General features: G+C 47.1%; 13 protein-coding genes. 12 read left to right on the forward strand and 1 reads right to left on the reverse strand.

Annotation, left to right across the window (positions count from 1 at the left end; genetic code table 11):
- The first annotated feature begins 5 nt into the window (after positions 1-5).
- The 8 genes from ACTNCK_RS03465 (at position 6) to ACTNCK_RS03500 (ending at position 9,513) form a co-directional block, all read left to right on the forward strand.
- The gene (locus ACTNCK_RS03465) at positions 6-1,307 is read left to right on the forward strand and encodes a thymidine phosphorylase (RefSeq protein WP_441080983.1); all 1,302 of its coding nucleotides are present in this window, start codon (positions 6-8) and stop codon (positions 1,305-1,307) included.
- Positions 1,308-2,288, forward strand: coding sequence for a PhoH family protein (locus tag ACTNCK_RS03470; RefSeq protein WP_441080984.1), 981 nt, complete (start codon positions 1,308-1,310; stop codon positions 2,286-2,288).
- A complete protein-coding gene (locus ACTNCK_RS03475; RefSeq protein WP_441080985.1) occupies positions 2,245-3,498 on the forward strand; it encodes a hypothetical protein in 1,254 nt (417 codons plus the stop codon). The genes ACTNCK_RS03470 and ACTNCK_RS03475 overlap by 44 nt, the downstream gene beginning before the upstream one ends.
- Before the next feature lie 28 nt (positions 3,499-3,526).
- Entirely contained in the window at positions 3,527-4,024 is a 498-nt protein-coding gene (gene ybeY / locus ACTNCK_RS03480; RefSeq protein ID WP_441080987.1) for an rRNA maturation RNase YbeY, read from the forward strand.
- Positions 3,999-5,684 (forward strand): putative polysaccharide biosynthesis protein, encoded by a 1,686-nt coding sequence (locus tag ACTNCK_RS03485; protein WP_441080988.1) that lies wholly within the window; start codon positions 3,999-4,001, stop codon positions 5,682-5,684. Before ybeY ends, ACTNCK_RS03485 begins: the two co-directional genes overlap by 26 nt.
- The gene (locus tag ACTNCK_RS03490) at positions 5,684-6,868 is read left to right on the forward strand and encodes an aminoacetone oxidase family FAD-binding enzyme (RefSeq protein WP_441080989.1); all 1,185 of its coding nucleotides are present in this window, start codon (positions 5,684-5,686) and stop codon (positions 6,866-6,868) included. The genes ACTNCK_RS03485 and ACTNCK_RS03490 overlap by 1 nt, the downstream gene beginning before the upstream one ends.
- A complete protein-coding gene (gene miaA, locus ACTNCK_RS03495) occupies positions 6,865-7,797 on the forward strand; it encodes a tRNA (adenosine(37)-N6)-dimethylallyltransferase MiaA (RefSeq protein WP_441080990.1) in 933 nt (310 codons plus the stop codon). The genes ACTNCK_RS03490 and miaA overlap by 4 nt, the downstream gene beginning before the upstream one ends.
- Positions 7,798-7,878: 81 nt before the next feature.
- On the forward strand, positions 7,879-9,513 hold the full coding sequence (locus ACTNCK_RS03500) for an NAD(P)/FAD-dependent oxidoreductase (protein ID WP_441080991.1): 1,635 nt from the start codon (positions 7,879-7,881) through the stop codon (positions 9,511-9,513).
- A gap of 318 nt (positions 9,514-9,831) precedes the next feature.
- Here ACTNCK_RS03500 and ACTNCK_RS03505 read toward each other — a convergent pair whose 3' ends face one another.
- Entirely contained in the window at positions 9,832-10,122 is a 291-nt protein-coding gene (locus ACTNCK_RS03505; protein WP_441080992.1) for a helix-turn-helix domain-containing protein, read from the reverse strand.
- Positions 10,123-10,386: 264 nt separating this feature from the next.
- Here ACTNCK_RS03505 and ACTNCK_RS03510 point away from each other — a divergent pair, with 264 nt between their 5' ends.
- From ACTNCK_RS03510 to ACTNCK_RS03525, 4 genes are all read left to right on the forward strand, one after another.
- Positions 10,387-11,376 carry a sigma factor-like helix-turn-helix DNA-binding protein gene (locus tag ACTNCK_RS03510; protein ID WP_441080994.1) on the forward strand — a complete coding sequence of 330 codons (990 nt, stop codon included), beginning with the start codon at positions 10,387-10,389 and terminating at the stop codon, positions 11,374-11,376.
- Positions 11,377-11,447: 71 nt separating this feature from the next.
- Entirely contained in the window at positions 11,448-11,975 is a 528-nt protein-coding gene (locus ACTNCK_RS03515; RefSeq protein WP_441080995.1) for a TetR/AcrR family transcriptional regulator, read from the forward strand.
- Positions 11,976-12,499: 524 nt separating this feature from the next.
- Entirely contained in the window at positions 12,500-15,511 is a 3,012-nt protein-coding gene (locus tag ACTNCK_RS03520) for a hypothetical protein (protein ID WP_441080996.1), read from the forward strand.
- 196 nt (positions 15,512-15,707) lie between these two features.
- The gene (locus tag ACTNCK_RS03525) at positions 15,708-15,953 is read left to right on the forward strand and encodes a hypothetical protein (protein ID WP_441080997.1); all 246 of its coding nucleotides are present in this window, start codon (positions 15,708-15,710) and stop codon (positions 15,951-15,953) included.
- Positions 15,954-16,039: the final 86 nt, after the last annotated feature.

The following is a 16,039-nucleotide window of genomic DNA, read 5'->3' on the forward strand; positions in this document are numbered from 1 at the left end:
GGAATATGAGGATATTTGATATCATAGACAGGAAGAAAAACGGAAATACCCTTACAGATGAGGAAATCAGGTTTTTTGTAAAAAGCGTGGTTGACGGGAGCGCATCAAACGAGCAGATCGGAGCCATGCTTATGGCCATTGTCATCCGCGGTATGGATGAGTGGGAGACAGAGATACTGACACAGGCCATGGCAGAAAGCGGAGACCGGATCGATCTGTCAGGAGTCGATGGCATAAAGGTAGACAAGCATTCGACCGGAGGGGTAGGAGACAAGACAACCCTGATCCTGGTTCCGCTGGTCGCATCGCTAGGCATTCCGGTCGCCAAGTTTTCAGGAAGGGGCCTTGGCCTTACAGGTGGCACTATAGATAAGCTTGCCTCTATACCTGATATGCATACCAATCTGACTGAGGACCAGTTTGTCTCTCAGGTGAAGAGGATAGGAGCGGCTATAGCAACTACCGGGAAGAACTTAGATCCATGTGACAAGAAGCTTTATGCCATAAGAGATGTGACGGCTACAGTAGACAGCATACCTCTTATAGCATCTTCCGTCATGAGCAAGAAGATAGCATCAGGAGCCGATGCAGTCGTACTCGATGTCAAGTGCGGAAGCGGAGCTTTCATGAAGGATAAGAGAGGAGCGACAAGACTTGCAGACCTCTGCATAAAGATAGGCAGAAAGGCAGGACTTAGGACGTCAGCCGTGATCTCAGATATGGATGAGCCGCTGGGAAATGCAGTAGGCAACTCTCTTGAGGTAAGGGAAGCCATAGAGGTTCTTAAGGGGCAGGGACCAAGTGACTTAAAAGAGCTTACACTCCGTCTGGCTTCACATATGGTCATGCTTGCAGGAGTGGCTGATTCAGCAGAGGAGGCAGAGGAGATGGCTCTTAAGTCTATCTACGAGGGTAGAGCCATAAACAAGTTCAGGCAGCTTTTAAGAGCCCAGGGAGGAAGGGATGTGACAGAGCATCCTGATCTACTCCCGGGAGATAAGTTCAAGGGAGAGGTTACAGCAGATCGTGACGGATATATAAGCTCTGTTGATGCAGCATCTATAGGACATGCGGCAGCCATACTCGGCGCGGGACGGCTTAAGAAGGAGGATCCTATCGACTACGGTGCAGGGGTTTACCTTTGCAAAAAGAGAGGAGACTATGTGAAAAAGGGAGAGAGACTTATGTATCTCTACTCGAAGAGCCAGAAGCTTATTATGGATGCAGAGGATGACATCAGAAATGCGGTAAGCTTTTCGGAGCAGAGGCCGGAGGATAAAAAGATCGTTCTGGAGGAAAGGTTTTAGTTGGAAGAGATTAGTCTGCAGGTTCCTGAAAAGGACTTAAGAAATATTTTCGGTGAGTTTGATTCACATGTGAAGCTGCTGGAAAAGGAGCTCTCTGTCTCATTTATATTAAGAGGCGATCAGGTCAAGCTGTCCGGCCAAGATACAGACAGGGCCAGGAAGGTATTTGATGAGCTTCTGCTTTTGTCTAAGAGAGGTCACCAGATCACAGACTCAGATGTCAGATATGCACTTTCTATAGAGGATAAGACGGATGCAGATACGCATCCACTGGTCACGCTTGATTCGGATGTGATCTGCCATACCGTATCCGGAAGACCGGTAAAGCCAAAGACTCTTGGACAGAAGGAATATGTGGATACTATAAGAAAGAGGATGATCACCTTCGGAGTCGGACCTGCAGGAACAGGAAAGACCTATCTGGCAATGGCGATAGGTATCACAGCCTTTCTTCATGAGGAGGTAGAGAGGATAATCCTTACCCGTCCTGCTATAGAGGCAGGCGAGAAGCTGGGATTTTTGCCCGGAGATCTCCAGTCCAAGATCGACCCGTATCTTCGTCCGCTCTACGATGCGCTCTATCAGATAATGGGAGCCGAGACCTTCCAGAGAAATATGGAAAAGGGCACCATAGAGGTAGCACCTCTTGCCTATATGAGAGGCCGTACCCTTGATAATGCCTTTATAATCCTCGATGAGGCCCAGAATACAACACCTGCTCAGATGAAGATGTTTCTTACCAGGATAGGCTTCGGAAGCAAGGCGGTGATCACAGGTGATGCGACTCAGAAGGATCTGCCGGCCGGAAGCAAGAGCGGACTGGATGTGGCCCTTAGGGTACTTCGCAGAGTTGATGAGATCGGAGTAGTAAGGCTTACAGGAGCAGATGTCGTGCGGCATCCTCTTGTACAAAAAATAGTAAAAGCTTATGAAGAATATGAGGAAAAAACGAAGGCAGCAGGAAAACGTCGCAGACACTGAGGCAGTAAGGATAGAAAAGACTTATACGACAGAGATAAGGCTTCATCCCAGACGGGTAATGATGACAGTCATCATTATTTCAGTAAGCGTGATAGCTGCCTGTCTCTATGCCTACAGAGGCGGACTGGCAACAGGAGGCGTCCTCTGCGAGGCTCTGGTCATCCTTCCGCTCTGTCTTACCTTTGCCCTTTTCATGATAAACGAGAGAAGGTCAGGAAGACTCTGGTATGATGATACCGAGTACGAGCCCTTTACAGTATTATATGTGATAGCAGAGGGACTATTATTTGTCCTGACATTTTTCCTGCCTGACTATCTATCTCCTGTCATGATAGTGGCTCTTCTTCTTTCGTCGTTTAGGAACAGATTGCTTTCGATGACCGGCTCATTTATCATAATAAGCTCCTTTGTCTTCGGCTTGGGCTCGGATATGCATACGGTCTGTATTCTCTATTGTGAGGCGGTCATAGCGGTAATGCTTTCATCTGTAATAACAGAGGCCAGTGGAGCTGACAGGGCCTTCCTTTCAGTAATGACAGCCTCGGTCCAGTTCATCCTGCCCCTGTCGGGAAGATATTTCAGTAAGCTTTCTCTGGAAAGGACTGATCTGATCTATGCGGCAATAGAGGCGACTGCTACAGCAATCTACGGAGTCCTTATCATGCCGGCTGTGACTGGATGGGTAGGCCGGGAGAGAAGATACAGCTATCAGACCATAATAGATAACGATTATCCTCTGATAGAGGATATAAAGCTTTTTTCGGCAGATGAGTATGAGAGGGCAAGGAAGCTGTCAGTCCTTTCCCTGAAGGCAGCTCAGGAGATAGGAGCAGATCCTTATCTTGCAGCCGCAGGCGGACTCTACTACAGGGTAGGCCTGATAAGGGGTGATAAGGAGATAGACTGTGCAATGGAGATAGCCGCAGAGAACGGCTTTCCGGAGAAGCTTACAGCCATACTCTATGAGTATCAGGGACTGATACGTCGGCCTACGACAAGGGAATCAGCCATAGTCCATATGTGTGATTCGGTGATAAGACGGCTGGATGCCATATCGAGAAAGGGAGATCAGATGGAGAGCGGCTGGAACAAGCAGATGCTTATCTATCAGGCCTTCAATGACCTTTCGCTTTCAGGAATATATGACGATTCCGGGATTTCCATAAACCAGTTCCTGCGTATCAGGGACAGGCTCGTAAAAGAGCTCTGACATTTTTGATTTATTAAAGGATAGAACAATGACCTTACTGATTGATGATCTCGTAACAGATGGACTTGACTCTGACTATAAGGAGCTTGCAGAGTCGGTGATAAGTGAAACGCTTGACCTTTTATCCTTCCCTTATCCTGTCCAGGTCTCCCTGTCACTGGTAAGCGAGGAGGAGATCCATGTAGAAAACAAGGAGTTTCGGAATGTGGACCGGGTGACTGATGTCCTGTCTTTTCCAATGCTTACCTTTCCGGCACCGGGAGACTTTTCCTTTATTGATGAATGTGATGATATAAGGGATCCGGATACAGGAGAGGTGGTCCTGGGAGATATAGTCCTCTGCACCAGGAAAGTCATTGATCAGGCAGCAGAATTCGGCCACCCGGTCAGAAGAGAATATGCCTTTCTGATAGCTCACAGTATGCTCCATCTGCTGGGCTATGATCATGTGAGGTCAGACGAGGCAAAGGAGATGGAGAGATTAGAGGACCAGATACTAAATGGTCTGGGAATCGGAAGGGACTGACGAGATGAGCCGTGCCAAAAAGAGCGATGTGAACTTTCTGATGCAGGGGTCGCTGCTTGCGGTTGCCTCGATAATAAGCAGGGTGATAGGCCTTGTCTACAGGCTGCCGCTCACAGCCATAATAGGCAAGGAGGGAAACAACTATTACGGGACAGCATTCGAGATCTACAATCTGATCCTGCTTATATCCTCATACAGTATTCCTCTTGCAGTCTCAAAGCTTGTAGCGACAAGGATGGCAGAGGGTCAGGTGAGAAATGCCTGGAGATTCTTGAAGGGAGCTCTTCTTTTTGCTACGGTAAGCGGAGGAAGCTTCGCTCTTGTCGTATGGTTCGGAGCGGATTTCTTTACAGCAAGGCTTCTTGCGACCCCTCTGGCTTCTATAGCCCTAAAGGTCCTGGCCCCGGTCATATTTCTTGTGGCTATAGCAGGAGTCCTGCGCGGATTTTTCCAGGGGCTAAACAGCATGATGCCTACGGCCCTGTCTCAGATAGCAGAGCAGATAGTAAATGCTGTGGTATCAGTGGTTGCCGCATATTTCCTTTATTCCTTCGGAGCAAAGGCCGGAGCTGTGCTTGGAGATAAAGCTGAGTATGCTGCGGCCTGGGGAGCTGCCGGAGGAACTCTTGGTACAGCCATGGGAGCCCTTACATCCCTGGCATTTCTTATCTTTGTGATATCAATCTACAGTAAGCGCTTCAGGCGGATGATGAGAAAGGATAAGACAGGAGGCCATGAGAAATACGGGGATATCCTCTGGTTGCTCCTTTCTACTATAGTTCCTGTCCTTCTGTCAACGACACTTTATAATATCTCCTCTATAATAGATCAGGCAATCTTTAAGAACTATGCTCTCTTTCAGGGCATAAAGCAGCATACGATAGATGTCTGGTGGGGTGTCTATGCCGGACAGTATAGGGTTATAATAAATGTGCCTATTTCTATAGCTTCATCGATAGCAGCCTCATCGGTACCGGCACTCATCACCTCCTATAAGGGAGGGAATATGGCAGATGTAAGAGCAAAGATCCATTCTGCGACAAGATTTATAATGGTAATAGCCTTTCCATGTACGATCGGGATCTTCGCACTGGCAGGTCCTGTCCAGAGACTTCTTTTCTCTGATACGGATCCTACCTCTGCATATATGCTTATGGTAGGAGCAGTATCGGTACTTTTCTATTCTCTTTCCACCCTAAGCAACGGACTTCTGCAGGGAATAGACAAGCTTAGAATACCGGTAAAGAATGCAGCGATCTCGCTTGTCCTTCAGGCTGTCTTTCTCGTCGGGGCAATGCAGCTTTTCAACCTTGGAATCTATGCTGTGATACTGGCGAATGCCTTCTATGCGTTTCTTATGTGCCTGCTGAATGGGAGGGCAGTGATAAAGTATTCGGGGACCCATCAGGACGTGAGGTCTACCTATATTACCCCTCTTGCAGGGTCAGTCATAATGGGAATAGCAGTCTATCTGGTCTATATACTGGCAGAGGGCCTTACAGGTTCAAATGCGCTTGGAACCATACTTGCATTCTTTGCGGGTGTATTCGTATACTTTGTAGTGATGCTTCTGCTAAAGGGGATCACAGAGGAGGAGCTAAGGCGTATACCTCATGGAAACAGGCTTATTGCCATAGCTGAAAGGATGCATCTTCTCTAATGAAAGAAATCATAGTCATAGGAGGCGGCCCTGCCGGCCTCATGGCCTCGATCACTGCCGCAGAGGGAGGCGGCAGGGTCATGATCCTTGAAAAAAACAGCGAGGCCGGAAGAAAGATCCTTTCTACCGGAAACGGCAGATGTAATTTCACAAACAGACATATGGATGCTTGCTGCTACAATACTGATGACAGGAAGCGGATGATGGCTGTGATAGATGCCTTCGGAAACGAGGCTCTGATCGACTTCTTCAGGGACTTAGGAGTCATGACGACAGAAAGGGATGGATGGTGCTACCCGGCAAGCCTCTCGGCTGAGTCCATACAGCTCGCTCTTATATCAAGGGCAGAGCGGCTCGGGGTAAAGATAAAGGGAGGAAAGACAGTAAGAGGTATCAGGAAAAAGACAAACAGATTTCTTGTCGATACGGATGGATACTCATATGAGTCTGATGCAGTGATACTCTCAACTGGTGGTCTGGCCTCTCCCGGCTCAGGAAGCAGCGGGGATGGCTTTTCATTTCTAAGTGAGCTTGGGGTCGGGCTTATTGATCCCTCTCCAGCCCTTGTCCCGCTGGTGACAGAGGATTCTTTTCTTAAAAAAGCATCAGGAGTAAGAGTTGATGCAGGGCTTACTCTTCTAATAGAAGGCAAAGAGGCAGGAAGCTCTTATGGCAACCTGCAGATCACGGATTTCGGGATATCGGGTATTCCTGTCTTTCAGCTGTCCTCAAAGGCAGTAAGAGCCCTTGATCAGGGAAAGGATGTTGAGATAGCTGTTGACCTGCTCCCTGAGATAGAGGAGAGTGCCATATATGAATATATGCAGATGGCAGCAGAGAGCCTTAAGGAAACAGACATGACCTGGCTATTAGTCAGTGGCTTTTTTCCAAGAAAGCTTGCCAAGGCCCTGATGGGAAAGAGCATGACTATAGGAGAATGGGATGGACGTCCTCCAAGGACAAGGGGTATAGTCCTTAGGATAAAGGGATCAAAGGGCTTCGGGTCGGCCCAGACCACATCGGGCGGAGTGCCGTTTAGTGAGCTGTCTTGCGACCTGTCGATAAAAGGGATCCCGGGACTTTTCGTCTGCGGAGAGATAGTCGATGTGGATGGGATCTGCGGAGGCTATAATCTGCAGTGGGCATTTTCATCAGGCCATGCTGCCGGAAAGGGTGTCCTATGAATAAGCTAATAATCATTTCAGGTCCTACAGCAGTAGGAAAATCAGCTGCATCCGTTGCTCTGGCAAGGATGATTAAGGGTTCAGTGATCTCAGCTGACTCAATGCAGGTCTACAGGGGCATGGATATAGGAACAGCCAAGATCACAAGAAGAGAGATGCATGGAGTAAGGCACTTCGGGATCGATATACTAGAGCCCGAGGAGAATTATGATGTGACAGAGTTTGTCTCCATGGCAAAGGGCGCTATGGAGAGGATCTATGGTGACGGAGAGATACCGATAATATGCGGTGGGACCGGATTCTATATCCAGGCCCTGGCCTATGGCATAGACTTCGGTGAGGAGGATGGAGATACCGCCTTTCGCGACAGCCTCTGGGAATACGCAAGGGAGCATGGAAATGAGGCCCTGCATCAGAGACTTTTCAATGTAGATCCCAGGAGCGCAGAAAGGATCCCTGCCGGAAACGTAAAGAGGGTAATAAGGGCCATAGAGTATTACCGTATCCACGGAGAGAAGATCTCAGACCATAACGACGGGCAGAGGAAGAAAAGCTCTCCCTATGATCTGTCCTTTTTTGTGATAACAGATGACAGGAAGAAGCTTTATGAGCGGATCGATAAAAGAGTGGACGCCATGATAGAGGCAGGTCTTGTCGATGAGGCCCGATTGATATATGACCGGATAGGAGAAAGGGACTGTACTGCTGCAAAGGCCATAGGCTATCGCGAGCTGTTTTCATATTTTCGAAAAGAGACTACGCTTGATAGGGCAATAGAGCTTATAAAGCAGGATTCCAGACACTTCGCCAAGAGACAGCTGACATTTTTCAGGCGCTATCCCGAGGTGATCTGGATCGACAGAAGAGACTTCGCAGACACAGAGGAAATAGCTGGGTTCATCAAGGAAAAGGCCGGTATCGATAGGTAAAAAAACAGCTGTAATCATCAGAGCGGTATCGGTGCGTGAGGAAATAGCTGGATTCATCAGCGCAAAGAATGGTATTGGTTCATGGGTATTGTAATAGATAATATAAAGCTTACTCCATTTGAGGACGAAAAAAAGGGACTTCTTCGCGAGGCGGCGGGGCGGCTTCGTATAAGCGAGAAGGCGATCGACAGGCTTACTATCCTTAGGAAATCTGTCGATGCAAGGAAGAAACCTGACGTCGTTCTTTTATACCAGGTAGCCGTTTTTGGAGCCTTCAACGAAAAGAAGCTCCTGACAGATCGCCATATAAAAAATATTAGAAGATACGAGAAAAAAGTATATAGGATAAAACATAAGACCTCAGACCTCGCACCTCACACCTCACACCTCACACCTCTCACCTCACAAAAACGCCCTGTAGTCGTAGGCTTAGGTCCTGCCGGTCTTTTCGCGGGACTTATCCTCGCTGAGGAGGGCCGCTCTCCTATTATAATAGAAAGAGGAGAACCGGGTGAGAAGAGAAAGGCCGATGTAGAGGAATTCTTCAGGACAGGTCACCTCCGTCCTGACTCCAATGTCCAGTTCGGAGAGGGAGGGGCAGGAGCCTTTTCTGACGGCAAGCTTAATACAGGAGTCCATGACAGGGAGGGCCGCAACAGGTTCGTGCTTGAGACCTTTGTGAAATACGGCGCGCCGGAGGAGATACTCTATGACGCAAAGCCTCATATAGGGACAGACCGCCTTACTGGCGTGATAGGCAACATAAGAAGAGCCATAGAGGAAAAGGGCGGTGAGGTCAGATTCCAGACCAGGCTTAGCAGGATCATAATAGAGTCATCTCATGTAAGAGGCATAGAGACAGAACATAATGGAGTGATAGACCAGATAGAGACAGATGATCTGATCCTGGCCATAGGACATTCAGCCAGGGATACCTTTTATCAGCTCTATAGTCAGGGAGTCCCTATGCAGGCAAAGGAATTTGCCGTAGGCTTTCGTGTCGAGCATCCTCAGGACTTCATCAGCCGGGCCCAGTACGGAGACCAAGCAGCAGCGGTCCTTCCGCCAGCACCCTATCGCCTGTCCATGAATGGAGAAAGGCGGCATGTCTATTCCTTCTGTATGTGTCCGGGCGGTTATGTGGTAAACGCTTCATCTGAGCAGGGCCTTCTGGCTGTAAACGGTATGAGCGACTACGCCAGAGATTCAGCAAACGCCAATTCCGCTATTGTCGTATCAGTAGGTGACGGGGAATATGACCTGAATGATCCGCTGGGTGCCATAAAGTACCAGCGCTCTCTTGAGAAGAGGGCCTATGATCTCTGCGAGGGACTTATCCCCCAGCAGCTTTTTGCAGACTTTGTCTCTGACAAGGAAAGCTCATGCTACGGCGACTTCGAATCTCTGACTAAGGGAGGTCATAAGCTTACAAATCTCCGGGGAATATTCTCCCCTGATATAGAAAATGCCTTTATAGAGGGTATGAACTATTTCGATAAAAGGATAAAGGGCTTCGCCCGTCCTGATGCGATCCTCAGCGGAGTAGAGAGCCGTACCTCAAGTCCGGTTCGAATACCGCGCGACTCATCCTTCCAGTCATCAATCCGTGGCCTCTATCCATGCGGAGAGGGCGCCGGCTACGCAGGAGGGATCACATCGGCAGCTATGGATGGTGTGAGAGTGGCTGAAAGTTTCGAGATGAGAGCGAGCTTATAGCGAAGCTCGAATCCGAAACGAAGCCGTTCTTTGAGATTAATGAGAGCGAGCCATAGGCGAAGCTCGAATTTAGCGAAAAGAACTTCCTTGTTAGCGAGAACGAGTCGTAGACGAAGTTCGAGCCACAAGCGAGGCCGTTCTCTGAGATTGGTGAGACCGAGCTGATAAGCGAAGGTCGAACCTAGCGAAGAGAACTTCCTTATAGGCGAAGCTCGAATTTAGCGAAAAGAACTTCCTTAGCAAAATAGGTCAGAGGTGAGAGGTGTGAGGTTTTAGGGCCTAGGGTTTAGTGGAGAGAACAGTTATGTTTGTTTGCAGCTAGTGCAGTCCCTCTGTTATGATCTTAAGGGCCTGTATCTGTCTGGAGTTAAGGGAGCTTACATCAAGGACTGCCTGAGGCAGCTCCTTTTCCATTCCAAGCAGATAGTCTGTCGAGCATTTATAGAGGGTGGCAAGCTTCATCAGGACCTTAAGAGAGGGCTCTATATGTCCGTTTTCATAATCGGCAAGTGTAGACGCAGAGATTCCTATAACTTCAGAAACGACTTTACGTGACAGGCCAAGAGCCTGTCTTTTTTCTTTTAATCTAACAGCAAGCCCTTCTATCATCTAAAACCTCCGAGTGGAACCTTCCTTTTCTTATGTCTTTATTCCGGACAGCCTGATACCATCCATATCAATGGGGCCGCTTCAGATATATGTCATTTCTTTGAAAACATCCGAGAGCAGCCGATAAGACCTAACTACTATAACCGATAATCTTATATTAAAAATATAGAAACTTGCGTTAATAACGCAAAAATGATAAAATTTCTGCAATGATAGCAAAAGTCAACACCTATGTCAGGTGTGTGTATTAAAGAAAGGTTTTCAATGCGCTTTTTATCTTCTGATATCAGGCTCTGTGAGGAGTTCGCCAGACGGCTGTCTCTTGCAGCTTCTCAGATGAAGGACGGTGTCCCGATTTCCAGAGCTCTTGCCGAGGCAGGGATCAGTCATTCTACCTTTTCTACGCTAGTAAAGGGGCTAAGACAGCGCGAGGCCTCTTTTGTATCGGATCAGGAGATAAGAGAGCTAAGGCCTCTGGCTTGGGAGGATGATCTGGCAGGCGATCTGTTCGAAGAGATGGTATATATACCGGGGGATTTTCCTGAGGAGCTTTCACTGATAGAAAGGGAGGAGCTTTCGGATCAGGAAAGGGAGGTTATCGACTTATATTACAGAAACAGGCAGAGCACAGGCAAGATAGCAGATAGGCTTTCCATCCATCCTAATACTGTAAGAGCTATAAGGGAGAGGGCTATTAGGAAGCTTAGAAGAAGGCGTGATGACCTGGTCCTCGGATATGAGTATCTGAAAAGGCTGTCTGACCTGAAGGAACAGTACAGGCAATATAAAAGAGAGCTCTTATGGATAAGTCAGGCCAGGGCCTTTATAGCAGACCTTGAAAGGGCAGGAGACAGGGAGCTTGATCCTGATCAGATGTTGCCTGAGGAGAAGGCTTACTTTACCAGACAGGGAGTTCGGACATTAGGCGATGCCATGGAGGCGGATCCATCTGAGATATTCTATGATCTGATAGAGGCAGCAGAGGGCTACGGGGCAGAGCTTATGGCAAGGATGGACCTGGAGGAAAGAGACAGGGAGGCGATAGGACCTGATACGCCTCTTTCTAAGACAGGCCTTAGTAGAAGAGCAGTCGAGGCCCTTTCTGCAGAGGGTATCCATACAGCAGGAGAGGCGCTTTCGCTGAGTGAAAAGGAGCTTATAGCCGTTCCAGGGATAGGATATGCCCAGATCATAAGGCTCTACTACGAGGCGATCCACGGCAGGGAGAGGAGATCAGACAGTAGAGATGAATGAAGATTATGGCTTGCGTTCAGGAAAATCATAGAATAAGCAGCAGACGGTTATCAGCATAGAAAGGGATAAAAGTGGCAGTAAGGGCAGAAGACCAAAGGGTCGTAAGGACTATAGCAGCTCTTAGAAGGGGCTATACAGACCTGCTTTCGGATTGTGGAATGGATCAGATCACAGTAAAGGGACTATGCAGCTATTGCAGGGTCGACAGGAAGACCTTCTATCTGCATTATAAGAACCTTGATGACTTAAAGCACGATATAATAGACGATGCGGCAGAGGGACTTTGCCAGAGGCTTAAAGGAGATCTGAAGGAGGATATAGGCACGATCTACGACTTCTTCGATAGTAACGATGGGATCTATCAGCTGATCACCCATGAGGGGCAGGGCGGTATAAGAGGAGACTTTCTCCACAGGATTTTTTCCTCTGATGCCTTCAGCGGATATGGGAGAGGGGCCGATCAGGATATAGTAGAGGGCTATCTCTATTCGATCTTCTATATCTATTCTGATAACAGGAGGAGGTCAGATCCGGCCGATACCAAGAGGCTTTGCGGCCTCTGCTTTGATCTGATCCGGAATGGTTTGAAAAAAGATTGAAAAAGTTTAATTGATAAAAATAAGACATCTGAGCATATTTTACTGTTTTCCCCACACTTGATAAGCAAGTGTAGAATAAGTCCGTATTTCCAGATTGCGCCGATTTTACGCCTCAGACAAAGAAGATTATAGTGGTAAATGTCCTAAGGAGAGAAGCAACACATCAGCGTAAGTTGCTATCCATTTCGAAGGCATGAGGGACTCAGGTCCTGATTGCCAGAGGAAAGGCTCTCCCCAAGGACTGTGAAGAAAACACAGTCAGATTGACATAGCGGGACGCATCCGCGACAGTCTATCGCCTCGGCTGTGTGAGTGGTTTGGGAGGACGCTCCTTCACTTGTACCATGATAAACATTCCATGATGAAGGAAGGGGATAGGGCCAAGGGCACAGGGTCCAGGGTTTTGGAGCTTTAGTTTTATCAGAATTTCAAGATTCGGCTAAACTTCAGTAACCCTAACCCCTAACCCCTAGCACCTAGCCCCTAAACCTTCGGAAAGTGAGGAATAATAAAAAATGTTAAACATGAAAAAAGGTTTAGCTATCGTACTTGCAGCTGCAACTGCACTTACCTTCGCTCCTGTAAGCACACTTGGACTTCAGGGCGTAGTTGAGGCACAGGCTGCTACGGCTGTTAACGGATCAGCGACAGTTACGTTTGCCGCTGACGCTGTCAGCAATGAAACTGGAGTCGTTTCAGGCAACACCACTAATGTTGTAAAAAGTGGTTCTACGTTTACAGTCATACTCAAAGCAACAGGTGATAGCGCCATAACTACAGTATCAGTAGCAGTAAAGAAAAAGAGCGATGACACTGTTGCAACAGGGCTCACAGCCGATAAAACAAGTGTTTCTGGCCTGAGCAAAGCCAAGAGTGAGGTCGTAACTGTTACTGCGGGCGCTACAGCCACATCAGATGACTACTATGTTGAGCTGACAAATGGCACATCAGTAACAAAAGTGCCATTCCACTACAACGACAACGCAGCTCAAGATGCAGCAGATACAGCTGCACAGGGAGCTTCAGCTACCTACGGCGGTGTTAAGGATGCTATCATCGCAACAGACAACACTACTTACAGCCTTGTAAGCAGTGATGTTTCTTTCGACATCGATGGTAAAAACTACACAGCAGACCAGCTTAAGTGGTATCTGACGAAAGCTCCGAGCACAACTCCTACGAACATGGGATTCACTCAGGGATCAGCAGTTATCACCGAGAGTGGAGCAAATGGCGTAGGAAAGCTTTCTGTGAAGGTAGCAAATGCTAAGCAGTTCGCAGATGACACACTCGGGGCTAGTATTGTAGGTGTTTACACCTCAGGTGCTGTAAACAAGATCGTCTACAACCACACGATCTCTGTAATAGGTGCTGATCCAGGTGTCATAACAAACGTCTATGACGCAGGCACGATCGCCACTGATGAAGCCACAGTAAACGCTAAAACAACATCTGCTGATCCTCTCAGCAAGGATTTCCTGGATGGTATACAGTTCATTGGAACCAACAACAAAAAGCTGAACGGATCGAATTCAACTGTTGACTACGCAAATGCTGTGGGTGGCATCAACTTCGATAAAGGAGGAATCGTCGATTGCGTTAAAGCGGATGGTAACGCTGTAAAGGATTCAACAATCAAAAAGTCTGCTACTACTACTTTAGGCGACGGCGTATACTATGAGACCTACTATGTTCCTTATACAGATAACACTGAGAATGGAGCAACAGGTGTCAAGTTCATCGCTCAGATCAACCTTGCAGTTTCTGTAAACGCTGGTCCTTCAATCCAGGTAAGAGAAGGGAACTATGTATATAGTTCTACAAGCAATACCCCTGTTGATGCGAAGGTTATCGACTTAGACCTTGCTACAAACAAGACCTTTGATCTTGCTTCTCACATCTACTCAAACAAGGATAACACTTCATATTCATATGATGTTGATACCCTGAACGTGACTGTAAGTGACAAGGGAGTTGTAACAGCTTCTAAGGTTGGTACAGCAGTAGTAAAGATCACTCCGAAGGCTAATGGCGTATCAGGTGCTCCTGTATATGTATTCTTCAGAGTGAACGCTAACTCAGATGACCAGATCACAGTAACAGGCAAGGATGGAGACAAGGCTACTGTTCTTACTACAAGACAGTACAACGGGAACAACGCTAATCTCACAGACGAGAGAGCACTTGCAGCAGCTCAGGTAGGCTATGACCAGATCGAGGTAACAGGTGACGAAACAGCAGATGTCAAGGAGCCTCTTACTGTAAAGGGAACTGGAAACCTCTCTTATGCACTTGCAACTACACCAAAACATGGTGAGTCAATCGATCCTAAAACTGGTGTTGTAACGATCTCTCATGATTATCTGAATGCTCAGGCTAAGGCCAACAAGAGTCCGGCATATGTATTCCCTGTAAAGGTTGTTTCTACTGAGACAAAGACTTCTGCACTTACAACCGGATACTTCTACGTAGTAGTTGACTATGCTGATGCTACAGTTAATGGTCTTCAGAGTTCATATGATCTCGGAACATCAGGAATAGCTACCAGCCGGGCTTCATGGCTCAATCTTGGAACATCCAGCGTCATCAATCCAAAAGACGACAGTTTTGTTCCTGTACATGTAAGCTCAAATGCTGACCTTACAACTGATGTTCTTGAGAAGAAAGATCAGCTTGATAACAGCACAATCTACAACAATGATGACAAATCTGCTTTCATAAACAACTTTAATGGTAAGTTATACAGCTTTGTTGAGAGAGCTACTGTAGCAGGAAAGACTGAGCACCTTCTTGTTACTGCTAGTGACCCAAGCCGTAAGATTGGTAATACATACAAGGTTGTAACAGTTAAGTCTGTAGCAGGTCAGAAGAACTACGTAACCAAGATCACGAATGCCGCAACAGGTAAGACTATCTATGAGACGAATGCAGTTACTTCAGGAGCTTCTATCGTAATCGACAAGACTACTGTAGTTAAGGTTTCTGTAGCGTATACTCCAGCAGCTTCTCTTAACCCTAAGTCTGATCCTGCATTCACGATCGGTGACGGAGAGAATGCCTTCAACTACAACACCCTTAATTACTTCGTGGCAGCTACTGAGAACCCTAAGACTTATGAGGTTACTCTGATCCCGAGCCAGGAAGGAACTCAGATCGTTTCAATCAATCCTACACAGGGCAGACTTTCTGAGACTGACTACTCTCTTGTAGACAGCGACTCTACAAAGCTTGCTGTTAAGTACGATACTACTCCGGTTCCTGCAAAAGTAACTGGCTTAAAGATTGCCAACAAGAAGGGTGCTGCTGTCAAGGTTTCATGGAAGAACCAGGGATCTGGCATCAAGTATCGTGTCTACAAGAAGGTAGGTAACGGTGACTGGGTAGCCAAGAACGTATCCTCAAGCTCAACTTCACTCAAGGTAAAGAAGGGCGCAAAGGTTACTGTAAAGGTTAAGGCTTACGCAAAGAGTTCTTCTAACAAGACTATCTGGGGACCTAAGGCAACTCAGGCTTCTAAGAAGACTGACAAGAAGTAATACCCAATCCTTCGAATTTTTAACAATTTGACAAACAGTGTTTAACACCCGGGGCACCCTGTAAACGCCCCGAGGATCTATAAAACACAGATCCCGACCGCATTATCCCAACAGGATATCTCCCATGCGGGCGGGATTTTTTCATCTCTGAATTTACTTATAAACAGTTTTTAATGTTAGACAGGAGGATATATTTATGATGGAACTGATGGATGATCTTTTGATTAAATGTGATGATTGCGATAACGAAATGAAAATTTGCCGGGATGACTTCGATTTTGAGTCTTGCTCCTATGACCATGGTGACAATGGCATGGGCGATGAGATTGAATACTATTGTAATGAGAATATTTCATGCAGTAAATGTGGAAGAAAAATAAATATAAAGATATCAGGATATGAGTATCCTGTAGGTGCAAGTTTGAAACAAAGTAGCGCTTAAGGAAAACTAAAAAAGGGCATAGTAAACAAGCTGTATTTTTACAGCCTTTTAATATTGGATATGGATCAAGACTCAATCAGCTGGCA

Source organism: Candidatus Weimeria sp. HCP3S3_B5, assembly GCF_052064335.1.
GTDB lineage: Bacteria > Bacillota > Clostridia > Lachnospirales > Lachnospiraceae > Weimeria.